The organism is Nocardia sp. NPDC041819, from assembly GCF_055590505.1.
Genome location: NZ_JBVJAP010000006.1, coordinates 135,636 through 160,122, shown reverse-complemented (window position 1 = coordinate 160,122; position 24,487 = coordinate 135,636). Strand labels below are relative to the sequence as shown.

The following is a 24,487-nucleotide window of genomic DNA, read 5'->3' as shown; positions in this document are numbered from 1 at the left end:
TCACAGGGGAGCCCGCCTGGACAGCGCTCCGCTCCATTTAGCTCCCAGCGGTGCGCAGGAGCTGGATTGCGCAAGCGGACGATTTTCGAGAATCGCCAGGTTATATGGATCGAATCGCGAGTAGGACCGAAGAAATTATCGACAGATCGGGAGAACGCATGTCACCCTCCTCGAGGTCCAAATCAAATACTGATCCGCTACCTGAATCAAGGCCATCCCAGCCCATGGTAGCGCAGCTATTTCGGTGGCAAGGGCCGATCGGCAAGACCTCGTCCGAATGTGACCTGCATCACAGTGATCTCGCGGCCCCTGCCGCGTCGAGCAGAGGGGGCCGTCACTGCACTTGGTCACGATGATCACCTCATCGGTCGTCTCGATCGCCAGGGTCTGATTTGGTTCCCAGCCAAGCTTTTTCAGTGGCGAGCGCGGAACGGCCGAAGTGCTCTGTGCTGCAACCGTCTCGGACCGGGTGCGTAATCGATGCTGCATTGGTACGAACGCGGCTTGAACCGAGGGCATGTTCCGGAGAACACATTGACGGCCGAATGCCGATGCTGTAGTTGCTCCTACAGCTACTCGGAGTCGGATCATGCTGTCTCGAAACGCTTTCAGCATTGCTACACGCCGGTACTTCTGTCAATAATTCGAGGTCATCCAGTGGGAATGACTTCGACTAGCTCAATCGGCACGAACAAGTTTTCTTCGATGACTTCGTGAGCAAGAGTCGAGCAATCAACTCCGGAGAACCGCGGGAACATCGACTCGGTCACTTACGAGAATAGGTCGAGTTTCTCTCAGGTGTCGGCGATAGTGGCCCATCGGCGTGCGAGTTCGCGGAATGCGTGGACGAGCTGGGGTGGATGTAGCTCGGTGAGTTCGGTGTCGAAGGTGGCGAGGATGCCGGCGATGCCGGCCCAGGACCAGGCGCCGAGAGTGAGTCGGCAGTGTTCGGTGTCGAGGTGTTCCACGACGGAGCCGCCTGGTGCCCAGCGGGCCACGATGTGAGCGGGCAGGTTGAGCCGTGCGGTGCCGGTGCATTGCCAGGCGGCGGGGGTGTCGCCGCGGTCGTGAGTGCTCATCACGAAGTTGGCGAGGTCGTTGCCGGGAAGCGCGCGGGCGGAGAAGTGCTGCGTGGTGGGGCGGGGGTTCAGTCGATCGACGCGGTGCACCCGCCATTCGTGGTCGGTGAGGTCGTAGGCGACCAGGTACCACCGGGAGGCCCAGACGACCAGGTGGTGCGGCTCGATGCGGTGGGCAGGTGAGAAGTCGGGGTCGCCGGGTTCGGGGCGTGTGCCGTCGGGACGCAGTGTCTCGGTGACGAGTAGGTGGCGGTGGCGTACCGCGGTTCCGACGGCGAGGAGAGCGGCCGGGTCGATGGGAGGCGCGGGGAACTCCCAGTAGTTCCGCAGCCGGGTCAGGCGCAGGGATTCCATGGATGCGCGCAGCACAGGGGGCATGACCTGGTGCAGAGTGGCCAGTGCCCGCGCTGCGTCGTCCCCGAGGCCGAACATCGTGCTGGGCGCGGTCTGCAGGGCCACCGCGACTGCGAGGGCCTGGTCGTGGTCGAACAGCAGCGGCGGCAAGGTGTGCCCGGCGCCGAGCCGATAGCCGCCGTCGGAGCCGTGGATGGTGGTGATCGGGTAGTCGAGCCGACGCAGTGTTTCTATGTCGCGGCGGACGGTTCGTTCGCTCACTCCGAGCCGGGTGGCCAGCTCGCGCAGCGGCCACAGCCTTCCTGATCCGAGCAGAGACAGCAGTCGCAACGCCCGGTGTGAGGTGTTCGCCATCGTCCCATCATGACCAATAGTGGCCACTCGGTGTCCACTACCGATGTCAGGGTGGGTTCTGTTCAGCGTGCAGTGGCAGAGAGGACGGTCGGGTATGCGGGTGGTCGTGGTCGGTGGCGGGATCGGCGGGCTTGCACTGGGGGCGGGCCTGCGTCGCCGGGGGTTCGAAGTTGCGGTATTCGACCGCGACACCGACGTGGCGGCGACAGGCGGCTACCACATCACCCTGGACGAGCGGGCGCAGTCGGCGCTGAAAGATCTAGTGGAACCGAAGATCATGCAGCGGTTGCTGGCATCGGGTTCGGCGCTGCGGCTGCGCGAGCGTGACGTGTTCTGGGACCGTCGCGGCCGACTGCTCGGCCACGGGCCGGATCTGAGTGGCAGCGGCAGTGTCGACGTGGATCGGATCACCCTACGGATGTTGTTGGCCGAAGCGGTGGGTGATGACCTGCACCTGGGATGCAGCGCGTCCGGCGTCGGCCACGACGACCACGGCGCGCCCCAGGTGCTGTTCACCGACCGGGCGCCGATCTCGGCGGATCTGGTGGTGGGCGCGGACGGCACCCACTCGGTGGTAGCCCGCCACCTGGCGGGAGGCCCGACAAACAGACCGGCGGGCATCATCGGGTTCTCCGGCCGCACCCTCGTGCGAGACCTCAGCTTCCGCGAGCAGCAGCGACTGGGGCCACGATCGGGGCTGGCGATCGGCCCGCACGGGGCAGCGCTCTATATCGGCTTTCTCGACCCGGTCGGCAACGCCGCGCTCGACGCTCCCGAGCTGCGGACGTCGATCACCACCGGACCGACCTATATTTGGGGCGCGATGTTCCCTGAATCCGCCGGCACCGACTCCCTGCGTGGCGGTGCGCTGCAGGCCGCTCTGCTGGGCCGGTTTCGCAAGCGGGGCTGGGCCGAGCACACGCTCGAGGTCATCGCACGTGCCGACCCGCACAGCGTGGCCGGGTTCCGCTTCAACGCCGCCTCCACCCGCGCGGGCGATCTCGCGCCCTGGCCCGCAGGTCGGATCACCGCGCTCGGCGACGCTGTCCACGCCACACCACCCACCGCCGGAATGGGAGCCGGCGCCGCCATCCGCGACGCCGCCAGCCTGCTCGAGCACATGAACGGCGCCGCCGGCACCGCCACCCTCACCGACGCCGTGGAACATTTCGAGGCCGACATGCGTCAGCGTGGCAGCGAAGTCCTCACGCTGGCCATGAAGACCGTCCGATGGATCCTGGCCACCGACACCACACTCGGCGCCGCAGTCACCGCCGTGAGCACCCCGATTCTGGCCGCAGCCGCCCGGCTACATCATTGACGAGCCGCGCGACGTCCGTGCCCTGCACTCGAACCAGGGTCTCGCGCACGCACACGGGCCGGTCGCGGGTGGGTCCGAGCTGGCCATCAGGAACCCTTCGAACCCGTCTGAACTCCAGTGGGATGCCTCTCTGAGATCGGCAAGTTCGCGCGGGCGGTTTCGCACTTGCATCCTGGCTCGCGCATCCCTGGCTTGTTGTGGATTCATGACCAAATGTGCTGCAGCACAGCGGGAGTTGCTCTAGGCACCGAAACTGTGAGGAACTCTTGCTGCCGGGCCCGCAGGGGTGCGACACGAAGGCGGGCAGCCTGTCGGGTCGGTAGTCGATGGTCGGTCCGGGCGTGCGCGGGTCGTAGTCCGTCGAGGAGCAGTGCGCGAAATCGCGCCAACGGTTGAGCATTCGCCTGCGATACTTTCTAGGAGCACGGCATGCTCACCAACTCTTGCCGATCAGGGGGCAACGATGGTCACACAGACTCATCGCAGAATTTTCACACTCGTGGCGGGCATTCTGCTGGCCGTTACCGCCGTCACCGGCAGCGCCACCGCCCAACAAGACCCCAAGCCGCCCAAGGTGTTCTGGTGGGATCGCGACATGCACGCCGGGGACTGCACGATGTTCGCCGGTGCACACTGGGTGCTGAAGTACGATGGCACAGCGCATTTCACTGCGAAGGTCACCAGCGGCGACGACAACGACGCGTGGCTCATGCACGCACGCTTGGTGAGCGGAGACGGTCGGCACTTGGGTCACCTCGTCGCGGGCGAGCAGCGACCGGTCGATGACAACACCAGATTCGTGATCAATCTGCCCGACTCGGACCGACAATACCCCTGGGAGTTCCACGCGACGTTCCGCCCAGAGGTATTCGACGACATCGGGCGCATCGAATTGCAGAATCACTGCTGAGTCCTCAGCCCACTCCGTGTGGTCGCTTCGGCTCCGCCGGCCTGGCCCGATGTGAGCAGCATCGACAATGGTCCCGAAACGGAGCGGGCTATGTTGATTGTGCAGTTCTGAGCTACTGGTCATCCACGTCGTTTCGATCCCAAAAGAGCAATCCGTCCGCTGCGGTAAAACCTCGTCGCGTGGATCAGGCGATCGCCGCGTCAGCGCCTCGGAAGCGGCACAGCCTCGGGGACGTGAGAGCGGCCAGTGAAACTTGGCTCTGGCGCATTCGGTGACGGGTCTACTACAGAAGTTCTACGGCAATGACGGCATCGTGCTCAGCGGTCCAATCGAATCGATCGTTGGCCGAGGTGACGATGTTCGTGTACCGGCCGCCTATGAGGGCTACGCCAAGCGTAGGGGGCGGCCTCGCCAGGTGGTGTCGCCGACCCCAGCGTCGGCCATGAGCAGGATGACGATGCCTCGTCGGTGAAGTCCTCGCGCGGGTGGCCGCTGCTCCGGCGCAAGGGGGCAAGGAGCTGTGACTCCCGGTGCTCCCGTGACTATACTGTGGGGCGTAATCGGCTTCCTACTTTCCACTTGCGGGGACCTTGTCACACCGCTCAGCTGTGAAGATCCTTCGTATCGGGAGTTCTACTCAGGGAAGCACCGGAGTAGTGGCTGATGCCCGGAGTGCGCGCACCGGCCGCCTCGAGCGGGTTCCGGCGGGCATTTGTGCCCCAGGGTGTGGACGCCACCGTCTCCCGTTATGTCGACGCCCACAGGCGGATGAGGACTGAGCCGTCCGTGAGTTCAAGCGGTTGACCGACCGGCAGGACGCCGAACTGGCCCGCGCCGGCTCGGCGAACGCCGAATCATCGACGCCCAGGGGGCGTGATGTCAGAGTCCGTTCGTGGAACCTCCGCGGTACATCCGAGCCGACCTGCCCGTCAGGTAGTAGCAACGTTCGACAACTACGCCGACGCTGAGAGCGCCATCGACTACCTCTCCGATCAGCATTTCACGGTGGACGAATCGGCCATCGCCGGTCGCGACATCGAGCTGGTCGAGCAGGTCGTCGGCCGATTGAACTACGGCTGGGCCGCTCTGCGAGGTGCCGCCACGGGCGCGCTGACTGGCGCACTGTTCGGCTGGATCTTCGGAACTACTCGACTGGGTCCAGCCGCTGCTCGCGCCTCGTGCTCGCCTGCTACGGGCTGGTGCTCGGCGCTGTTGTCGGCGCCCTGCTCGGCCTGCTCATGTACGCGCTGCAGGGCGGTCGGCGCGACTTCACCTCAATCCAGTCTTTGCAACCACACGAGTCCTCGCCGACGTCGAGGTCGCGGACGAAGCCGTCCGCCTGCTCGCCGGCCGGACCGATCGAAAGGAATTGAGTCATGGCGACCGCTGTAGGTATCGACCTGGGCACCACGAACTCGGTCATAGCAAGCTGGCAAGGCGGCGAGCCGGTGGTGATCGCCAATGTCGAGGGAGCGCGGACGACGCCGTCGGTGGTGGCGTTCACCGAGAGTGGGGAGCGGCTGGTGGGTCAGCTCGCCCGGCGGCAGGCGATCTTGAATCCGAAGGGCACAATATACTCGGCGAAACGCTTCATCGGACGTCATTACGACGAGGTCTCCGAGGAGGCCAAAGCGGTCAGTTTCGACGTCGTACCGGGTGACAACGGTGAGGCTCGATTCGAGGTGCGGGGCAAGAAGTACGCGCCGGAGGAGATCAGTGCCCTCGTGCTGCGCAAGCTCGTCGACGACGCGAGCAAGTTCCTCGGTGAGAAGGTCAAGGAAGCGGTCATCACCGTTCCCGCATACTTCAACGACGCGCAGCGCAACGCCACCAAGGACGCCGGCCGGATCGCAGGGCTCGAGGTTTTGCGGATCATCAACGAGCCCACCGCCGCGGCACTGGCGTACGGCATGGACAAGCAGACCCACGAGACCGTACTGGTCTTCGACCTCGGCGGCGGCACCTTCGACGTGAGCCTGCTCGACGTCGGCGAGGGAGTGGTCGAGGTTCGTTCCACGGCCGGCGACTCCCATCTCGGCGGCGACGACTTCGACCGACGGCTGGTGGACTACCTCGCCGACGAATTCCAGCGTGCGGAGAACATCGATCTGCGCAAGGATGCGCAAGCGTTGCAGCGCCTCTTCGAGGCAGCAGAGAAGGCCAAGGTCGAGTTGTCCTCGGTAACGCAGGCCCAGGTCAACTTGCCCTTCGTCACCGCTGACGCGAACGGTCCCAAGCACCTCACCACCACGATCATGCGATCGAAGTTCGAGGATCTGACGGCGGATCTGGTGGAACGCTGCCTCGGCCCGGTGAAGCAGGCGATGAGTGACGCCAAGGTCACCGCCAACGACATCGACGAGGTGATTCTGGTCGGTGGTTCGACACGTATTCCGGCGGTGCAGGCGCTGGTTCGCCGGCTCACCGGCGGCAAGGACCCCAACATGAGCGTCAACCCGGACGAGGTCGTGGCGCTCGGTGCCGCAGTCCAGGCGGGCGTGCTCAAGGGCGAGGTCTCCGATGTGCTGTTGCTCGATGTCACTCCGTTGTCCCTCGGCGTCGAGACTCAGGGCGGGGTGATGACCAAGATCATCGAGCGCAACACGACGATCCCGGTCCGGCGCAGTGAAGTGTTCGCCACCGCGGAAGACAACCAGTCCGCAGTGGATGTCGTGGTGCTGCAGGGCGAACGCGAACGGGCCGCCGACAACCGGGTGCTCGGTCGGTTCCGGCTGGAAGACATCCGCCCCGCACCCCGTGGCGAGGCCCAAGTCGAAGTCACGTTCGACATCGACGCCAACGGCATCCTCAACGTCACCGCCCGCGACAAGGACACCGGTAAGGAGCAGAGCATCACCATCAGTGAGCAGGGCAACCTGGACCAGAGTGAGGTCGAGCGCATGCTCGCGGAGGCCGAACGGAACCGGGCCGAGGATGAGGCGCTGCGCAAGGCGGTCGACGCGCGCAACGCGCTCGATTCGGTTGCCTATCAAGTGGAACGGCGACTCGCCGAACTCGGCGACAGTGCCCCACCGCACGACAGGGCACGCGCCGAGATGCTGATCGCCGACGCCAGGAAAGCCGTGAAAGACAATGCTCCCCCCGCGGAGGTAGAGCCACTCACCTCGGAGCTGCAGCAGCTGCTCTATGGGCTCGCACCGGTCCAGTCCGGCGGCGGAGACGGACACCGGGCAGGCGGCGGAGACGCTGCGTCGTCGGATGACAACGACGTGATCGACGCCGAATTCGATCGAAGCTGAGGCACACGATGGAAAGGTCTGCAGATCATTCGACGACCGAGTCGGCGACCGACGGGGATCCGGCCGAGACGGCGCCTGATCGCACCGACACGGCGGCCGAGCTGGCTCAACTCGAGGACCGCTGGCGCAGGGCCCTTGCAGATCTGGACAACCTGCGCAAGCGGTTTGCCAAGGATCTGGACCGTGCCCGCGCCGCGGAGGTGACGAAGGTTTCCGCTGCGTGGCTCCCGGTGCTGGACAATCTGGAGCTCGCGCTGGCCCATGCGGGCAGCGATCCCCAGGCCGTCGTCGAGGGCGTGAAGGCGATCCGGGACCAGGCGGTGCAGGTGCTGGCGCAGTTCGGCTTCGAGCGCCACGACGAGGTCGGTGTGCCGTTCTCCCCGGAGCTACACGAAGTGGTCAGCGTGGTGGCCCAACCCGAACTTCCCCCCGGGACCGTGATCGAGGTCTTGCGCCCGGGCTACGGGGAGGACGGTCGGCAGTTGCGTCCCGCCTCTGTGGTCGTCAGCCGACCCGAGGGGTGAGCACCGATGGCGCGTGACTACTACGAAGCGCTCGGTGTCCCGCGCGGCGCCGGCGTCGACGAAATCCAGCAGGCGTACCGCAAGCTGGCGCGCAAGTATCACCCGGACGTGAACAAGGACCCCACTGCGGAGGACAAGTTCAAGGAGGCCAACGAGGCCTACCAAGTGTTGTCCGACCCGGACACCCGGAAACGCTATGACCGATTCGGTGAGGACTTCCGGCGTGTGCCCGAGGACTACGACGAACGGGTCCGGGCAAGCGCCGGTGGGTACGGCGGCGCGGGCAGAAGGGTGCACTTCGGTCAAGGTTTCGGTGGCGAGGGCGCGGTCGACTTCGAGGACCTCTTCGGGCAGATGTTCGGCGGCGCCGGCGGGTACGGGCCGATTCCCGGCGCCGATCAGGAAGCGGAACTGGAACTGACTCTGGAACAGGCGTATCGGGGCGGCAAACGCACACTCAGACTCGACGGACGCCAGTACGACGTCGACATTCCCGCCGGCGTCCTGGACGGCCAGAGAATCCGGCTGGCCGGGCAGGGCGGGCGGAGCAACGGTGACGCGCCGCCCGGGGATCTGTACCTCGTGGTGCGGATCAAGCCGCATTCCCGGTTCCGGGTTCAGGGCCGGGACATCTACGTGGACCTGCCCGTATCGCCATGGGAGGCGGTACTCGGGTCGACCGTCGTCGTTCCCACCCCGGGTGGCGAGGCGAAAGTCAAAGTGGTACCGGGCTCGTCAACGGGAAGGAAACTGCGGTTGCGCGGAGAAGGAATGCCCAATCCGCGTGGGGCCAACGGCAACCTCTACGCCGAGATCAAGGTGATGGTGCCGTCGAAACCGACAGCACGTGAGCGCGAGCTGTTCGAGCAGTTGGCCACCGAATCGAACTTCGATCCGAGGAAAGAAACATGAGCACCCCGACCCCGGTCGCCCGGTACGTATTGGTTCGCCGTCCCGGATTGTCGCCAGATGCCTTCGCCGAACGTACCGGGCTGCACCCGGACCTGGCACGAAGGCTTGTGGCGCTCGGCCTGCTCGACGCCCACCGAGACGCCGGCGGCGAGATGTGGTTCGAACCATCCGAAGTGGCCCATGCCGCCCGCATCCAACGGCTGCGGACCGGTCTGGGCCTGAACTACTCGGCAATCGGGCTCGTGCTCGATCTGCTGGATCGAATCGAGAAACTCGAAGCAGCTTCCCGCAGAAGGAGGACACCCCATGGACACCGGCAGCCTGACTGAAAGGTCGCGAGAAGCCCTGCAGGAAGCCCAGAATGTAGCGACCAGAATGAGCCACACCGAGGTCGACGGAGAGCACCTGCTGCTCGCGTTGGTCGATCAGCGGGAGGGGCTGGTACCCCGACTGCTCGAGCAGGCCGGCGCCGACGTCGATGCCCTGCGATCCGATCTGGAACGTGAACTGTCGCGTAGGCCGAAGGTCAGCGGCCCCGGCGCGACGCCCGGTCAGGTGATGATCACCCAGCGCCTGGCCAAGCTGCTCGACGCCGCGGAACGGGAGGCGAAGCGACTCAAGGATTCCTACGTGTCAGTGGAGCATCTCGTGATGGCCCTCTCCGAGGAGGGGTCGGCCACTGCGGCAGGCCGGGTCCTCGCCAGTCATGGGGTCACGCGAGAGTCCTTCCTCACCGCCTTGACCACAGTGCGCGGCAATCAGCGCGTCACATCGGCGACTCCGGAGGGGGCCTACGAGGCGCTGGAGAAGTACGGACGCGATCTCGTCTCCGAGGCACGGGCAGGCGAACTCGATCCGGTCATCGGCCGAGATGCCGAGATCCGGAGGGTAACGCAGATCCTGAGCCGGAAGACGAAGAACAATCCGGTGCTGATCGGCGACCCCGGCGTCGGTAAGACCGCGATCGTCGAGGGCCTCGCACAGCGGATCGTCCGCGGCGACGTGCCCGAGGGCCTGCGCGACAAGACGATCTTCTCGCTCGACATGGGTTCCCTGGTGGCCGGCGCGAAGTACCGCGGCGAGTTCGAGGAGCGACTGCAGGCGGTGCTGTCGGAGGTGAAGGCGGCCGAGGGACGCATCCTGTTATTCGTCGACGAGTTACATACCGTTGTGGGCGCGGGATCAGTCGGTGGCGACGGGTCTCTCGACGCCGGCAACATGCTCAAACCGATGCTCGCCCGCGGCGAACTACACATGATCGGTGCCACCACTCTCGACGAGTATCGCAAGCACATCGAATCCGATGCGGCACTGGAGCGCCGCTTCCAGACCGTTCTCGTCGATGAACCCAGCATCGAGGATGCGATCTCGATTCTGCGCGGACTTCGGGAACGCCTCGAGGTGTTTCACGGCGTGAAGATCAAGGACGGCGCCCTGGTTGCCGCCGTTACCCTCTCGCACCGGTACATCACCGACCGCTTCCTTCCGGACAAGGCGATCGATCTGGTCGATGAGGCATGCGCTCGGCAACGCACCGAAATCGATTCGATGCCCGCCGAACTCGACGAACTCACCCGGAAAGTGACCCGGCTGGAGATCGAAGAGGCCGCGCTGTCCAAAGAAACGGACGCGGCCAGCAAGGCGCGCCTTGAAGAGCTGCGCAAGGAGCTGGCCGACCTGCGGGCCGAGGCCGACGCCAGGCACGCTCAGTGGGAGGCCGAGCGGCAGGCGATCCGGCGGGTGCAGGAGCTGCGGGGAGAGCTGGAACGGTTGCGCCACGAGGCCGAGGAGGCGGAGCGCAACTACGACCTCAACCGGGCCGCCGAGTTGCGATACGGCGAGATCACCGAGCTGGAACGCAGACTCGAGGCGGCGGAGGAGCAACTGGCCACCCGGCAGGGCCGGACTCCGTTGCTGCGTGAAGTGGTCACCGAAGACGAGATCGCAGAGATCGTGGCCGCATGGACGGGTATCCCGGTCGCCCGGCTGCAGGAAGGCGAGCGGGAGAAGCTGTTGAAGCTCGATGAGATTCTGCACGAGAGGGTCGTCGGCCAGGACGAGGCGGTGCAACTGGTCGCAGACGCGGTGATCCGGGCGAGGTCGGGTATCCGTGACCCGCGCCGGCCGATCGGTTCGTTCATCTTCCTGGGCCCTACGGGCGTGGGAAAGACCGAGCTCGCAAAGACACTGGCCAGTGCCCTCTTCGACAGCGAAGACAACATGGTGCGCCTGGACATGAGCGAGTACCAGGAGCGGCACACGGTGAGCAGGCTCATCGGTGCGCCTCCCGGGTACGTCGGATACGACGAGGGCGGCCAGCTCACCGAGGCGGTGCGCCGCAAGCCGTACTCCGTGGTGCTCTTCGACGAGATCGAGAAGGCCCACGCCGACGTCTTCAATACCCTCCTGCAGGTGCTCGATGACGGCCGGATCACCGATTCTCAAGGCAGGCAGGTCGATTTCCGGAACACGGTGATCATCATGACCTCCAACATCGGATCCCAGTATCTCCTCGAGGGAGTCACAGCCGATGGCGAGATCAAACCGGATGCCCGGGAGCGGGTGCTGGCGGAACTGCGCGCGCACTTCCGTCCGGAGTTCCTCAACCGGGTCGACGACATCGTGATGTTCACCCCGCTCACGCTGCCCCAGATCGAGCACATCGTCGAGCTACAACTCACCGATCTTCGCAACAGGTTGTCGGAGCGGCAGGTAAACCTGGATATCACGCCGGAAGCGCGCCGGCTCATCGCCGAACACGGTTTCGACCCGGTCTACGGTGCGCGGCCGCTGCGGCGATACATCGCCCACGAGGTCGAAACCAAGATAGGTCGTGCGCTGTTGCGCGGCGAGATCGAACCCGGCGCCACCATCCGTGTCACGGTGGACGGCGGCGAGCTCGCCGTAGCGTACGCCGAACCCGCCGTCGCGGCGGCCTGAGAAGAGGTGCCGTCATGGGATCCGAAAAAGTGAAGTGCCCGAACTGCGGCAAGGTCAACAAGGTAGCGGCGGCCGGGGAAGGAAAACCGCGCTGCGGGAACTGCCACGAACCGCTGCCCTGGATCGCCTCGGCAGGGGACGACGACTTCGCGGAGGTCGCCGAGAAATCCTCGGTGCCTGTGCTCGTCGACCTCTGGGCAACGTGGTGCGGCCCGTGCCGCATGGTCAGTCCGGCGCTCGAGCAGCTCGCCAGGGAACGCGCGGGTCGGATCAAGCTGGTGAAGATCGACGTGGATGCTGCGCCCAAGACGGCTGAACGGTTCACCGTCCGCGCCGTACCGACTCTGCTGGTGATGGACCGGGGCGCTGTTCTGGCTCGGCAGGCGGGCGCCGCTCCGGTACCACAACTGCGCACATGGCTCGATCAGGCGCTCTCGGAAAATGCAGGCAAGGAGACGAAGCCATGACTTCTGTGAATGTGGACCCACACGTGACCGCGATCCGGCCCGTCGTACCCCGGACCCCGCAGGGCTGCGAGGAATGTCTTCGCCTCGGCACCCCGTGGGTACATCTGAGGCTGTGCCTGACGTGCGGACACGTCGGTTGCTGCGACTCCTCGCCGGGCAAGCACGCGAGCGCGCACGCTCACGCCATCGGCCATCCGATCGTCCAGTCGATGGAGCCAGGTGAAGATTGGCGCTGGTGTTATGTCGACCAGAACTTCGTCTGAGGACGCCGCTCCCGTCCGCGGCACTCCGCCGGTCGACGACGAGACTCCGGACGAGCTGGGAGCATTCCCGCGGCTGACGGGTGACCAGGTCGCGACGCTCGAGGTCGGTGGCACGCGTCGATCGGTTCGCGCCGGCGAGGTGCTGATCCGAGAGGGTGAACCCAGCAACGACTTCTTCGTCATCCTCTCGGGCAAGGTCGCGATCATCGACGAGGGCGACGGAGACGGCGAACGCCGGATACTGCGCGTGCACGGTCCCGGCCGATTCCTGGGCGAGCTCGGGTTGCTGGAAGGCCAGGTCGCGTTCTTCACCGCCGAGGCGATCGAGGACGGCGAGACGCTCGTCGTCCCGGCCGAGCGGGTGCGCGAGCTGGTTTCCCACGATCCCGTGCTCAGCGATCTGATCCTGCGCGCCTATCTGGTGCGCCGGCACCTGTTGATCGGGCTCGGTTCGGGGTTCCGGATCATCGGCTCCTGCTATTCACCGGATACATTGCGGCTTCGGCAGTTCGCCATGCGAAACCGATTGCCCCACAGGTGGATCGATGTGGAGCGGGACGAAAGGGCAGAGCAACTGCTGCGCAGCCTGGATGTCGCCCCCGAGGACACTCCCGTCGTGATCTGGCACGGCGAGAAGGTGCTGCGCAATCCGACGAATGCGGAACTCGCCCGCATCGTCGGGCTACCGGTCCCGGACTCGGTCCGGGACGTGTGCGACCTCGTCGTGGTGGGTGCGGGACCGGCAGGCCTCGCCGCGTCCGTGTACGGCGCCTCGGACGGGTTGAACACGGTGACACTGGAGTCGTTCGCCGCAGGTGGCCAGGCCAGTACCTCCTCCCGGATCGAGAACTACCTGGGCTTCCCGGCAGGGATCTCCGGCGCCGAATTGGCGGAGCGGGCCGTGATCCAGGCCGGGAAGTTCGGCGCCCGCATCCTGGTGTCGGCGGAGGTGACCGATTTGGGGTCCGAGGACGGGCACCACGTGCTCCGGCTGGCGGACGGCGGCACGGTTCGCGGCCGGACCGTCGTACTCGCCACCGGGGCGCGATACCGCAAGTTGGCGGTTCCAGGGATCGAGGTACTGGAGGGGACGAGCGTGTACTACGCCGCAACCCATCAGGAAGCGCGGATGTGCGGCACCGACCCTGTGGCCATCGTCGGCGGCGGCAACTCCGCCGGACAGGCCACCGTTTTTCTCGCGGACCGTGTTTCCCACGTTCACCTGCTCATCCGCAGCGGTGACCTCGGAAAGAGCATGTCCCGGTACCTCGTCGACCAGATCGAGCGCCATCCGCGCGTGACCGTTCACCGGAATACCGAGATTCGCGAGGTCCACGGTGAGAAGTACCTCGACGAGATCGTGGTCGAGAACAATCACACGGGCGAACAGGACACCCTCCGGGTACACGCCCTGTTCGTCTTCATCGGGGCGGTGCCGCACACCGGGTGGCTGGCCGACACGATCGCACTCGACGACCACGGCTTCGTCCTCACGGGCGTGGACGCGGTCCACACCCGTGAGGACGGCAACCGGCGGATCGGCGACCGGCCAGCGAGGACGCTCGAAACCAGCCTGCCCGGCCTGTTCGCTGCGGGCGACGTCCGCAACGGCTCCGTGAAACGGGTCGCATCCGCTGTCGGTGAGGGAGCGATGGCGGTTCGCCAAATCCATGAATACTTCGACAGGAGCTGACGACATGCCAGTGATGGGTACCGTGAAATTCCAGCAATTCTTCCGGGCAGCCGCCGGCCTGCAAGTCGACCGGAACGACCTCAAGCGCTATACGGATTTCATCGACGACAAGATCTACGATCTGATCCTCATCGGCAAGGCCTCGGCAAAGGCAAACCTGAGGGACGTGATCGAACCGTGGGACCTGCCGATCACCAAGGGGCTGCAGGAGAGCATCCACCGGTTCGAGAAACTCGACCAGGAGATCGAACTACATTCTGTGCTCGATCAACTGACGGCCCGGCCGCCGTTGGACATGGCCCTCTCCGAGGCGACCGAACAGCGACTGCCGCTGATTGCCGGGGGCTTGAGCGTGGCGCTGGCGCACACATTCGTCACGATCGAACCGGACCGCAAGAACCCCGGGACCGCCGAATGGAACATCGCCTTCGACATCTTCCATCTCCTGCTCTGACCATGGCCCGGGGCTCGGCGAATCAGCCGAAAACCGGATCGGGCTGCTATCCGAAGACTTCCGCGTGCCACCAGCGATCGGAGTCGCTGAATCAGGGGCCGACCCGGTCCGCGTCGAGGACCTGTAATTCCTTCAGATCGATGTTGTACCTGCGATAGAGCGCTAAGATCTCGCGCAACCCGTCTTCATCGACCGCATCGAGATCTACGGTGAGGCACAAGGTACGCACCCGTCCTTGGTAGGACTCGATGCAGGAGGTCTTGTCGACCCACCCGGAGAACGCCGCCTCGTCTTGCGGCGAATAGTAGGTGACGCCGGTGGCCTCGATGACCGCGGTGCCGGTGCTGTTCATCGCGACTTCCCGCCTGGATACACGTTTGTATAACCACCTTTCTTCTCTTGCACATCCCAGTGCGGGCCGCCGTGCGCTGTCGAGCCTTGACCGGTTGGCACCCACACACGCCCATCCGCGTCGAGCCAGCCGGACCCCTTACCGTTCGGGTTCGGGACCCGCTTGTCACCGTCTTTGGGTGGCACGGATCCTTCCGCCTCGCCGGGACGGCCCGGGGCCTTCGGCCCATTGGGGTCATACGCTGAAATCCCGAACCTGCACGGCATCGCTGGGAGGGCTCACCGATGATTCGTGCGGTCGCCGAACGCGGTCAGAAATTGTTCATCGACGCAGTTGTCCCAGTCGTCGAGCGACCACCAGCCCCAGGGTGCTTCGGGCTCCGTCACCAACCTTGTCGGCCGACCGGTCGCCATGTGTTCGATCCGCTCGGCGGCCGCTACCGGTCGACCCTTCCAAGTCAGCTCCACTCCACTGAGCTGGGGCTCCGCGTCGGCATGTGGCCTCGATGCGGGTCAAGGTGGCTGCCCCAGTTGACGACGGTATGCGGCATTACCGCATGCTGGCTGATGCCGCGACAGTGCCATGCAAGGTCGCCGCCAGCGCATTCGCAGATGATCACTGCATGCCCAAAACAACCGACGCCGCTGCCACGGATAGCACCACCACAGTGAACGTTGCTCTCATCACCGGGGCCGGCCGGGCCCTCGGCTTGGGATTCGCCGTTGCCCGTGAACTCGCTACCCGCGGCTACCATGTAATCCTCTCCGGCCGCGACCTGAGCCGGACCACAGACCTGGCAAACCAACTCACCGCCGACGGACTCTCCGCAGACACCGCGCACCTCGACGTCACCGATCCGGCGAGCATCGCCGACAGCGCCGAATTCGTCCGCGCGACCTTTGGCCACCTCGACGTACTGATCAACAACGCTGCTGGCGGGTTCGATATCGACCAATCGTTGCTGGAAGCCGACATGGCCCGCGCCCACCTGGCGATGGAGGTCAACTTTTTCGGGCCGTGGCGCACCTGTAATGCCTTCGCACCCCTGCTGCTGCGGTCCGCCCACGGCCGAATCGTCAACGTCTCCAGCGAAGCCGGATCGCTCACGTCGACGAACGGCTTGACCAACCCACAGATTGGTGGTCTGATCCCGGGCTATTCGCTGTCGAAGAGCGCACTCAACGCGCTGACCGTCAAAATGGCGGGCGCCTTCGCCGGTACCAACGTCCTGGTGAACGCCGTTTGCCCTGGTGAGACGGCTACCCATCCGGAGACAGGCGACGAGCAGCACGCGCGCAGCCCGAAGGAGAGCGCGAAAGGCGTCGTCTGGGCAGCAACACTGGGTTCGGACGGACCAACCGGAGGGTTCTTCCATGACGGCGTCCAGCTGCCCTGGTAACCACGCATCCGCCGAAATCATCCGCTCATCGGCTACTTGAGACTGGATTCAGGACCGGGTCCCGGCCAGGATCTGGTTCAGGTGCCCGGTGAGATGCTCCCTCGATGCGGCTGCCCGCCATCGTGATCGGTGTGGCTCTCTCACGGCTTGCCTCTCACCGGGTGCCGTGGGGGAGTGATCCTAGCCCAAAGCACCGACGCACGGCCTGGTTCCGCGAAATCTCCCCGTTCGCCCACCTCGCCGCCGCACCCGACCGGGTTGTAAGCGCCACGCTCACCACCATCGCCGCCGCCATGGCAGTGATCGGACTGTACGGCTACGCCCGCCGCGACCTGAGAGGCTGACCCTCACCTCGACGGGCTTTTCGCATGGTCCAGCGGCAAGGAGGGGGTCGTTGTCGCCCGAACTGTCCGCCGCCGCATGACCAGGTAACGGGCTGAGCCCGCCGTGAGATTTGTCGGGCCATAGTGCCGTTTGGTGTAGGTCTCACCTGGCGCCGGGCCAGATGGTCACGGGGTCGGTGCGGGGTACCGGTCTCAGCTTTCCGAATCGGACGGCCTCCCTCACGGCAGTGCGATCTGGTCGCGGGACACCCCTGGTCGGAGTTCTTCCGGCTTCCGGAACAGCTCAGCGGGAATCCGTGCAGAGCCCGGCCGTGAGCCATCTCTACCGCTTCCTCCGACTCATTTCCGAGCGCTACAGCCAGGGCACCCCGGCCCGCAGCAACACATTGGCGTACGGCCGGGCCTCGCCGGTGCGCACCACGAACCGGCAGGCTCCGATGCGCTGTTTGAAGTCGTCGTGGTCGATCAACTCGGCGTTGAGGCCGCTGAGCAGGGTAGCGGCCTCCGGATTGGTGTCCGCGACGTCGCGACTGCCCCAGGCGGCTTCGACAGTTACCTCTCCCAGGATCAGCTCGAGGATCGGCTCGAACCGGGGAAGTCCGTAGCTGATGCCCAGGTCTATGACCGGCACGCCGACGGGTGCCGGCAGACCGGAGTCGCTGACGGCGAAGAGGTCGGTATGGCGCAGCGCCGTGAGTGCGGCGAGCAATTCGGCGTGAATGAGTCCGCTGGTGCGCAAAGTTCGATTCCTTGTCGAAGAGGGGTCAGACGAGGGGCTGGGCTATGGGGATGGCCGCGAGCGCCGTGACGATCTGGTCCCCGGTGGGGTAGGAGGCGTGGGTTCCCGGTGTCTGGACGGCGAGTGCACCGGCCGCGGTGGCGTAGGCCACGGCGCCACCGAGCGGCATACCATCGGCGAGCGCAACGGCCAGCGCGCCGACGAAGGCATCACCCGCACCGGTGGAATCCACCGCATTAACCTGTGGCGCAGCCTGATATCCCCCGGAAACCAGCACCGGGGCATCGCAGCGGTGCGCCCACACCGAACCGGCGGCCCCCAGTGTGGCGACGACGGATTCCACCCCCCGCAGGCACAGCGTACGGGCCAAGTGAAATGCCTGCTCGGGGGTCCGCGCGGTGGTTCCCGTCAGCGCCGACAGCTCGGATTCGTTGACGATCAGCGGATGGCAGCGGCGCAGCAGCTCATCCGGCAGCGCCGTCGCCGGAGCGGCATTCAGGACGAACCGGCGCGCCCGCCGCGCGGCCCATTCGACCACGCTGGGTGGCACTTCCAACTGTGCGACGACGACTTCGGCCGACCGCAGCAAGTCGGCCTCGGCTCCGGTGTCGAGTTCGGATTCGGATTCCCAGCCGAAGTTGGCACCGGGATCGACCACGATCTGGTTCTCGCCGTCGGCGACGGTGATATAGGCGGTTCCGGTCCGCGCGTCCTGCACCTCGCGCAGCGCAGTGAGCTCGACACCATACTCGCGCAACGTTTTCCGAAGTCCGGGATCGGCATCACGGCCGATTCTGGCAATGAATTCGACCCGGCCGCCCGCTCGTGCCGCCGCTACGGCCTGATTGGAACCCTTGCCGCCCAGATTGGTTCGCGAGCGCAATGCCAGCACGGTTTCGCCGGGCCGCGGCAGCTGTTGCACCTCACAGACGATGTCCTGGTTGACCGAGCCGAGGACGACAACCGTCACGACTCGGCTCCGTCCGGGGTGATCTCCAGATTGCCGGGTGCGGCACCGGTGATCAATGCGACCAGCCGGTCGCCGTCCACTTCGGCGATCCGATGTGCCGCAACGGATCTGCCGCGTCGCAGGACCACGACGTTGTCGCAGATCCGCATGACCTGTGCCAGATCGTGGCTGATGATCAATACGGTGATCCCCCGCTCGCGCAGGCCGCGCACCAACTTCTCCACCGCGGCGGTCTCCCGTACGCCCAGCGCGGCGGTCGGCTCGTCCATGATCACCATGGATTTGCCCCAGGCCACCGCGCGGGCGATGGCGATGCTCTGGCGTTGTCCGCCGCTCATTCGGCGCACGGTGGTGCGCACCGAGGGTACATCGACATCCAGATCGCGCAGGATCTCACCGCTGCGGGCGATCATCGTCCTTCGGTTGACGATGCCGAGCGGATATACCAGCTCGCGGTTGAGAAAAAGGTTCTGCCATACGGCTAGATCGTCGATGAGTGCGAGATCCTGATACACGGTCTCGATGCCCATCTTGCGGGCATCCTCCGGTGAGCGCAGGCGCACCGGTTCGCCCTTGAACAGGATCTGCCCGGTATCCGGTGTCTGCACGCCGGTCAGGCAGCGCACCAATGTCGACTTGCCCGCGCCGTTATCGCCGACCAGTGCGGTGACCTCACCCTCCGGGATCGTCAGCGAGACCCCGGCCAGCGCACGCACCGAGTCGAAGGACTTGGTGAGCACGCGCGCCTCCAGCAATGGAATCGTCATGTTCTTGATCTACTTTCGGAAGCGGGCGATCCCGGCGGCCAGCAGCAGCACCGCGCCGACGGCGACCGGCTGGTAGTACTGCGAGATGCCGAGAATGGTGAACCCGTTGATCAGCGAGGTGAACAGCACCGCACCGCAGACGGTGCCCAGCACCGATGCCTTACCGCCGGACAGTGACGAACCGCCGAGTACCACCGCGGCGATCGAGCTCAGCAGGTAGGTGGTCTGTAGCGACGGATCCGCACCGCCGTTGCGAGCAACCAGCATGACACCGGCTATGCCGCACAGCAATCCGGACATGGCATAGGCGAACAGCCGGATCCGGTTCACCGAAATGCCGGTGTCGCGCGCAGCCTCCAGTCGCCCGCCGGTGGCGAGCAAGTGGATGCCGATCCGGGTGCGGAAGACGATGCCCGCCACGACCAATGCGCCGACCAGTGCCAGCAGCCAGAACCAGCGCACCGGTCCGATGCCGTCGAGTGCCAGCCGTTGCAGGAAGGGGGAACTCACAGCCTGGGTGTTGCCGTGCGTCAGCAGCAGGGTGATTCCGTTGAGCACGCTCAGCATGCCGAGTGTGACTACGAAATCGGTCATATGCAGTCGGCCGACCAGCAGGCCGTTGACGATGCCGACCACCAGTCCGGCGAGGATCGCCGTCCCGATGGCGACCGCCATCGGGTAGCCGTGGCTGGCTAGATACCCCAGAACGGCCGCCGCCCAAGGCAGATTGGCGCCGACCGACAGATCGATGCCGCCGACGGTGATCGCGAACTGCTGACCGAGCGCGAGCACTGTGAGGATGGTCGAGGCGACGAGCAGATCGCCGATATTGTCCGCCGTCAGGAAGTTCGGGGTGGCGATGAAGAACGCCAACCACAGCACGACCAGGGCCAGCGGTGCCGCGAATTCGGCGACCTTGGCGAGGATCTCCGTGCGCCCCTCACGCGCGCGGAGATCTTCGGTTGCCTCTGCAGTCACTTGTTCAACAGCCCTTCCACCGGGTTGTCGAAAGCGACGATCGGACGCGGGAACGCCGCGATCTGCTGGTCGACATTGTCCTTGCCGATGAAGGCGATGGGGGAGACCACGCGCTCGGGCAACTTCTTGCCCTGGTGTTCGGCCAGGCAGCTCTGCACCGCGAGTTGACCTTCGGCATACGGGTATTGGGTCACCGTACCGGTTAGGCTGCCCGCCTTGACGGCGTCGAGGGCGGCTTGGATGCCGTCGACGGAGATCACCTTGATCTGGCCGGTCCGGCCCGCGTTCTTGATGGCCTGCGCCGCGCCGAGGCCCATCGTGTCATTGGCTGCGAAGATGCCCGTAATATCCGGATGCGCCTTCAGGATCGCCTCGGTGACCTGCAGGCCCTTGTCCTGTTCGTAGTCGGCGGGCGCCTTCTGCACGATCTCCAGCTTGCCCGCGACGGCATCGGTGAAACCCTGGTCGCGGTTGATGCCGTTCTGCTCGCCCGCGATGCCCTGCAGGATGGCGACCTTGCCGGTGCCGCCGAGCGCCTCGAGCATCTTCTGCCCGGCGATGCGGCCCGCATCGAGATTGTCCGAGCCGATGAAGCTCGCATACGACACCCCGGCCTGCGCGGAGGCCTTCGCATCGATCTGGGTGTCGAGATCGAGGATAGGAATGTTCTTGCGCGCCACCGGCGTCAGCGGGGTGATCACATTCGTGGAATTGACCGGCACCACGCCGAAGCAGTCGTAGCCCTGCGCGGCCAGGGTGGAGATCTGGGCGTTCTCACCGTCGGCGTCGGTCTCGGACTGTCCGGCCTGCACCGTGACCTTCACCCCGAGCCTCTGTCCCTCCGCGAGGGCACCGTCACGCAATGCCGCCCAATAGGGGTTGGTGAAGTTCCGGGTGACGATCGCGATCTTGAAATCGCCATCGCCCCCGTCCTGACCACCGCGACCGCAGGCAGCGGCGGTAAGCGCGCCGATGAGGACAAGCGGCGCCATTGCACGCCTGAATCGAGCATTCATCGTCAGTTCGACCTATCCATCTCAGGTATCAACTCGTGTTGATCAACGCGAGTTGATGAGTAGTGTGTGACCCGAGTCACCGGCTGTCAAGTCACCTGTGAGAAGTGCTTGGATGGACGGTCGGAGCAAGGAGAGATTTCCGATGACAGTCACACGAGCCGACGTGGCACGGCTGGCCGGTACGTCACCGGCGCTGGTGAGCTATGTGCTCAACGGCGGACCGCGGCAGGTAGCGCCTGCGACCAAGGCCCGGATCGAGGCGGCCATCGCCGAACTCGGCTACCGGCCCAACATGTCCGCGCGCAGCCTGCGCATGAACCGCGGACATGCGCTGGGCATGGTAATTCCGGACGGCGCCAACCCGTTCTTCGCCGAACTGTCCGCGGTGATCGAGGCGGCTGCCTTCGCGCGGGGGTATCCGCTGTTCGTCGGCAATGCCGCCGGTGACGAAGAACGCGAACGTGCCTATGTCCGCACCTTCATCGATCGTAGAGTCGAGGGGCTGCTGGCGATTTCGTCGTCCTGGAAGACCGGCATCGCCGACGCCTGCGAGGAGGCGGGCATGGTTTTGGTGGCACTGGACCGCGTCATCGATCCGGCGCGTTGCGCGCACGTCATGTGCGATTCGGTCGCAGGCGCGGAACGAGCCGTAGCCCATCTCATCGAACACGGCCACCGCGAAATCGCGTGCCTGAGCGGCCCGCACGTGTCCACTGCCGAGGACCGCGTGCAGGGCTACCGAAACGCTCTGGCGGCCGCAGGACTTGCCGAAGGACGTATCGTGCGAACGGATTTCGGCGGCGCTGCGGGCTACCGCGCACTAGCCGACATCATGGCCGATTCGCACCGCCCCACAGCGATTTTCGTGACCAGCGACCTGCAGGCGATGGGTATGCTCCGCGCCGCCTACGATGCCGGGCTGCGAGTCCCCGACGACCTCGCGGTGGTCGCCTTCGACGGAATCGAATACTCCCGCTACACCCGCCCGGGCCTGACCACGATGGCACAGCCCACCCGACTCATGGGCGAGACCGCGATTGATCTGCTGATACGACAGCTCGACGAACACATGCCCCGCCCCGGAGTGGTAAATCTCGAAGCAGTACTTCACACGCGGGGTTCATGCGGTTGTCCCGACGAATTCTGAGGGCTGACGGTCGAGGGTGAGGTCCTTGGCTTCCAGGATGGCGGCCAGGTTCGAGACCTCAATGGAGGTCTCACCCGTTTCACAGCGTTCGATAGAGGAGGCCTCGGCGTTGCGGATCGGATTTCGTCGCGCCTTCCGGGGCGGCCCCCACGCTTACCGGCACCGCCCGGGATCGGCAGTCCAGCCGGAGGCGCGGGTGCCCGGGTCACTGGGAACGTTCCTGTCTTTCGCGGTACCGACCATCATGGAAGAGATCCGCCGCCATTTCCGTGACTTCACCCGGGCGCTGCGAGTACCACGGCGAGTCAAGGAAATTCAGCAAAGCCTCGACCCATAGTCGTAGGAGGCCGACAACGATGCGCCAGAGGCGTCGAGGACGGATTGTCGTCAGTGACGAGGCCGCCCGGTATCAGTAGGGGTGAAGCTCCGCCGGAACCACCTGAACGGTTATCGAAGAGTGTCCGTTGTGTGGCTGTGCCGCGCTGTCGGCGCAGCCCCGCCTTTACCGGCCGGAGGTCGAATGCGGGGCAGGTTCCGTCTAAGCGTCCATCGGCTATTTTTCCAGTTCAGGGCTAGTGCATCGGCGTTAGGGTGGAGGGGGGAGAGTGCGAGGAGTCGAAAGATGAGCACCACCATTGTGATCGTGATCGTCGTCGCGGTTGTCGTCATTTTGCTTCTGGCCGGTGTGTGGGTGTTGATGCGCAAACGGCGCGAACACCAGCGGGTCGAAGCCGAAGGCATTCGTAGCCGCGCGGCGGAACAAGAACTCGAGGTCGGTCAGCGGGAGGCGCGGGCGAAGGAAACTGCCGCCAAGAGCCGGGCGGCAAAAGCCGAAGCCGAGGTCAAGGCGGCGCAGGCCGAGCAGCTTGCTCAGCAGGCGCACGTGCATCGCGGTGCGGCGGCGGAATCGCGAACCGAGCTGGACAAAGAGTGGGAGCGCGCGGATAAGGTCGATCCGGACTCGAAGGCGGGTGAGACGCCACGCGGGGCTGATCCTGAACGGCCGTCGCCGCCGAGAACCGGTGGCGTTGCGTGAACTCCACACCCCTGGACGCGCTCGTACGCGACAATGCCCTCGTCCGTGAGAGCACACTGCTCGAACGCCCCATCGGCATCTCGCCGACTGAACCGGCCACCGACGCACACGGACAGCAGGTCGCCTCAACGTAGCCGATCCGTAGGTTTCAAATAGTCTCCGGCCCGCAGCCGCCGATGGAACAAGTCACCGGCGTAGTAAGCCCCGGCCGTCGGGACGCCTGATAGGCGGTGGGTGGAAACGGCGTGAAGAGTTTCCTGGACAGTTCATGGTCATGGGCGACGACTTCGCCGCTGCGCGAAACCGGTCGCGCCAGCTCAGGGTCTAGATACGTTGTATGTCTACGATGTAGACTTACAACGATAATAGATCAGAGTTCCGACCGAGAGAAGGCGCCGAGTCGATGAGCCGTGTCAAGGCCGGACCAAGCGGTTCCGCGGACGCCTCAGCGGACCGCGCCGCCCTGGGGGGCCACGCGGGCAGCCCGCTGACGCGGTCCGCGATGTTGGCGGCCGCCCTCGAGATCATCGATCGCGATAGTGTCGAACACCTGTCGATGCGGCGCCTCGGCCAGGCGCTCGACCGCGACCCGATGGTGCTCTACCGGCACGCGGCCAACAAAGCCGCACTTCTCGACGGAGTCGCCGAAATCGTGCTCGAACAACTCACCGTCGACCCCACCGACCCGGACTGGCGCCGTCAACTGCGCATCATCGCCCGCGACTTCCGCCGACTGGCAGTAGCCCACCCGAACGTGGTTCCCCTGCTGGTCACCCACCCGCTGTCCACCCCGCTCGGACTGCGGCCGCTCGGCATCCTGCGGCCGCTGGAACGCACCCTCGACCTGCTCACCCGGGCCGACTTCAGCAGTACCGACGCCCTACACATCTACCGCGCGCTGTTCGGATTCCTCTATGGTCACGTCCTCAACGAGCTCCAGGAAATCATCGAACGCCCCGAAGAGACCGACGACGTGCTGCGTCTCGGCTTGTACCGCCTACCCGTCGGCGAATTTCCCTTACTTCGCGGCCTCGCCTCGGATCTGGCTGCCTACGAAGGCGGAGTCGAACTCGAACGCGGCCTCGACATTCTGATCAGTGGTCTCACCGAGACCATGACACCAGCCGCCACGCGGCCGAGATAGGAACGCCACAATCGACCACAACCACCCAGGGGCGGCCGGTGCCGTCCACCTCTCGCCCGCGGCT

General features: G+C 65.4%; 23 protein-coding genes and 4 pseudogenes. 19 read left to right on the top strand and 8 right to left on the bottom strand.

The window, feature by feature from the left end; all coding sequences use genetic code 11:
* Positions 1–794: 794 nt before the first annotated feature.
* Positions 795–1,787 carry a helix-turn-helix transcriptional regulator gene (locus ACZ6DL_RS19710; protein WP_466052933.1) on the bottom strand — a complete coding sequence of 331 codons (993 nt, stop codon included), beginning with the start codon at positions 1,785–1,787 and terminating at the stop codon, positions 795–797.
* Positions 1,788–1,881: 94 nt separating this feature from the next.
* On the opposite strand from ACZ6DL_RS19710, the gene ACZ6DL_RS19705 reads away from it, so the two are divergent.
* From ACZ6DL_RS19705 to ACZ6DL_RS19650, 12 genes and pseudogenes are all read left to right on the top strand, one after another.
* Positions 1,882–3,108 carry an FAD-dependent oxidoreductase gene (locus ACZ6DL_RS19705; protein ID WP_466052931.1) on the top strand — a complete coding sequence of 409 codons (1,227 nt, stop codon included), beginning with the start codon at positions 1,882–1,884 and terminating at the stop codon, positions 3,106–3,108.
* A gap of 463 nt (positions 3,109–3,571) precedes the next feature.
* The gene (locus ACZ6DL_RS19700; protein ID WP_466052929.1) at positions 3,572–4,018 is read left to right on the top strand and encodes a DUF6294 family protein; all 447 of its coding nucleotides are present in this window, start codon (positions 3,572–3,574) and stop codon (positions 4,016–4,018) included.
* 876 nt (positions 4,019–4,894) lie between these two features.
* A pseudogene (locus ACZ6DL_RS19695) lies at positions 4,895–5,387 on the top strand (YflT domain-containing protein); the annotation flags it as partial.
* A gap of 7 nt (positions 5,388–5,394) precedes the next feature.
* Positions 5,395–7,278, top strand: coding sequence for a molecular chaperone DnaK (gene dnaK, locus ACZ6DL_RS19690; protein ID WP_466052928.1), 1,884 nt, complete (start codon positions 5,395–5,397; stop codon positions 7,276–7,278).
* 8 nt (positions 7,279–7,286) lie between these two features.
* Entirely contained in the window at positions 7,287–7,802 is a 516-nt protein-coding gene (locus ACZ6DL_RS19685) for a nucleotide exchange factor GrpE (RefSeq protein ID WP_466052927.1), read from the top strand.
* A gap of 6 nt (positions 7,803–7,808) precedes the next feature.
* Positions 7,809–8,714 (top strand): DnaJ C-terminal domain-containing protein, encoded by a 906-nt coding sequence (locus ACZ6DL_RS19680; RefSeq protein WP_466052926.1) that lies wholly within the window; start codon positions 7,809–7,811, stop codon positions 8,712–8,714.
* A pseudogene (locus tag ACZ6DL_RS19675) lies at positions 8,711–9,039 on the top strand (chaperone modulator CbpM). The gene ACZ6DL_RS19680 and the pseudogene ACZ6DL_RS19675 overlap by 4 nt, the downstream one beginning before the upstream one ends.
* Entirely contained in the window at positions 9,021–11,654 is a 2,634-nt protein-coding gene (gene clpB, locus ACZ6DL_RS19670; protein WP_466052925.1) for an ATP-dependent chaperone ClpB, read from the top strand. Before ACZ6DL_RS19675 ends, clpB begins: the two are co-directional and overlap by 19 nt.
* Before the next feature lie 14 nt (positions 11,655–11,668).
* Positions 11,669–12,121: a thioredoxin gene (gene trxA / locus ACZ6DL_RS19665; protein ID WP_466052924.1), complete on the top strand. Its 453-nt coding sequence runs from the start codon at positions 11,669–11,671 to the stop codon at positions 12,119–12,121.
* Positions 12,118–12,384, top strand: coding sequence for a ubiquitin carboxyl-terminal hydrolase 14 (locus ACZ6DL_RS19660; RefSeq protein WP_466052922.1), 267 nt, complete (start codon positions 12,118–12,120; stop codon positions 12,382–12,384). The genes trxA and ACZ6DL_RS19660 overlap by 4 nt, the downstream gene beginning before the upstream one ends.
* On the top strand, positions 12,362–14,077 hold the full coding sequence (locus ACZ6DL_RS19655; protein WP_466052920.1) for an FAD-dependent oxidoreductase: 1,716 nt from the start codon (positions 12,362–12,364) through the stop codon (positions 14,075–14,077). The genes ACZ6DL_RS19660 and ACZ6DL_RS19655 overlap by 23 nt, the downstream gene beginning before the upstream one ends.
* Positions 14,078–14,090: 13 nt before the next feature.
* Complete coding sequence (locus tag ACZ6DL_RS19650; RefSeq protein WP_466053269.1) at positions 14,091–14,531, top strand: DUF1931 family protein; 441 nt, start codon at positions 14,091–14,093, stop codon at positions 14,529–14,531.
* 91 nt (positions 14,532–14,622) lie between these two features.
* On the opposite strand, the gene ACZ6DL_RS19645 is transcribed toward ACZ6DL_RS19650, so the two are convergent.
* A complete protein-coding gene (locus ACZ6DL_RS19645) occupies positions 14,623–14,883 on the bottom strand; it encodes a hypothetical protein (protein WP_466052918.1) in 261 nt (86 codons plus the stop codon).
* A pseudogene (locus ACZ6DL_RS19640) lies at positions 14,880–15,125 on the bottom strand (polymorphic toxin type 37 domain-containing protein); the annotation flags it as partial. The gene ACZ6DL_RS19645 and the pseudogene ACZ6DL_RS19640, both read right to left, overlap by 4 nt.
* 263 nt (positions 15,126–15,388) lie before the next feature.
* Between ACZ6DL_RS19640 and ACZ6DL_RS19635 the strand changes: the two are divergent.
* Positions 15,389–16,282: an SDR family NAD(P)-dependent oxidoreductase gene (locus tag ACZ6DL_RS19635; RefSeq protein WP_466052916.1), complete on the top strand. Its 894-nt coding sequence runs from the start codon at positions 15,389–15,391 to the stop codon at positions 16,280–16,282.
* Between the two features lie 104 nt (positions 16,283–16,386).
* Positions 16,387–16,626, top strand: coding sequence for a hypothetical protein (locus ACZ6DL_RS19630; protein WP_466052914.1), 240 nt, complete (start codon positions 16,387–16,389; stop codon positions 16,624–16,626).
* A 352-nt stretch (positions 16,627–16,978) separates the two neighbouring features.
* On the opposite strand, the gene rbsD is transcribed toward ACZ6DL_RS19630, so the two are convergent.
* From rbsD to ACZ6DL_RS19605, 5 genes are read right to left on the bottom strand one after another with little or no spacing between them, the layout of a single operon-like run.
* Positions 16,979–17,365, bottom strand: a complete 387-nt coding sequence (gene rbsD / locus ACZ6DL_RS19625; protein WP_393242029.1) for a D-ribose pyranase — start codon at positions 17,363–17,365, stop codon at positions 16,979–16,981.
* 25 nt (positions 17,366–17,390) lie between these two features.
* Positions 17,391–18,335 carry a ribokinase gene (locus ACZ6DL_RS19620; protein WP_466052912.1) on the bottom strand — a complete coding sequence of 315 codons (945 nt, stop codon included), beginning with the start codon at positions 18,333–18,335 and terminating at the stop codon, positions 17,391–17,393.
* Positions 18,332–19,102 carry an ATP-binding cassette domain-containing protein gene (locus tag ACZ6DL_RS19615; RefSeq protein ID WP_466052911.1) on the bottom strand — a complete coding sequence of 257 codons (771 nt, stop codon included), beginning with the start codon at positions 19,100–19,102 and terminating at the stop codon, positions 18,332–18,334. Before ACZ6DL_RS19615 ends, ACZ6DL_RS19620 begins: the two co-directional genes overlap by 4 nt.
* A gap of 9 nt (positions 19,103–19,111) precedes the next feature.
* Complete coding sequence (locus ACZ6DL_RS19610) at positions 19,112–20,080, bottom strand: ABC transporter permease (protein ID WP_466052909.1); 969 nt, start codon at positions 20,078–20,080, stop codon at positions 19,112–19,114.
* Entirely contained in the window at positions 20,077–21,072 is a 996-nt protein-coding gene (locus ACZ6DL_RS19605; protein WP_466052907.1) for a sugar ABC transporter substrate-binding protein, read from the bottom strand. The genes ACZ6DL_RS19610 and ACZ6DL_RS19605 overlap by 4 nt, the downstream gene beginning before the upstream one ends.
* Positions 21,073–21,238: 166 nt before the next feature.
* Between ACZ6DL_RS19605 and ACZ6DL_RS19600 the strand changes: the two genes are divergently transcribed.
* The 5 genes and pseudogenes from ACZ6DL_RS19600 (at position 21,239) to ACZ6DL_RS19580 (ending at position 24,423) form a co-directional block, all read left to right on the top strand.
* Positions 21,239–22,243, top strand: coding sequence for a LacI family DNA-binding transcriptional regulator (locus tag ACZ6DL_RS19600; protein ID WP_466052905.1), 1,005 nt, complete (start codon positions 21,239–21,241; stop codon positions 22,241–22,243).
* 214 nt (positions 22,244–22,457) lie between these two features.
* Positions 22,458–22,577, top strand: a pseudogene (locus ACZ6DL_RS19595) (RNA polymerase sigma factor SigF); the annotation flags it as partial.
* A 288-nt stretch (positions 22,578–22,865) separates the two neighbouring features.
* Positions 22,866–23,279, top strand: coding sequence for a hypothetical protein (locus tag ACZ6DL_RS19590; RefSeq protein ID WP_466052904.1), 414 nt, complete (start codon positions 22,866–22,868; stop codon positions 23,277–23,279).
* Positions 23,276–23,413 (top strand): hypothetical protein, encoded by a 138-nt coding sequence (locus tag ACZ6DL_RS19585; protein ID WP_466052902.1) that lies wholly within the window; start codon positions 23,276–23,278, stop codon positions 23,411–23,413. Before ACZ6DL_RS19590 ends, ACZ6DL_RS19585 begins: the two co-directional genes overlap by 4 nt.
* Positions 23,414–23,682: 269 nt before the next feature.
* Positions 23,683–24,423: a TetR/AcrR family transcriptional regulator C-terminal domain-containing protein gene (locus ACZ6DL_RS19580; RefSeq protein WP_466052900.1), complete on the top strand. Its 741-nt coding sequence runs from the start codon at positions 23,683–23,685 to the stop codon at positions 24,421–24,423.
* Positions 24,424–24,487 lie beyond the last annotated feature (64 nt).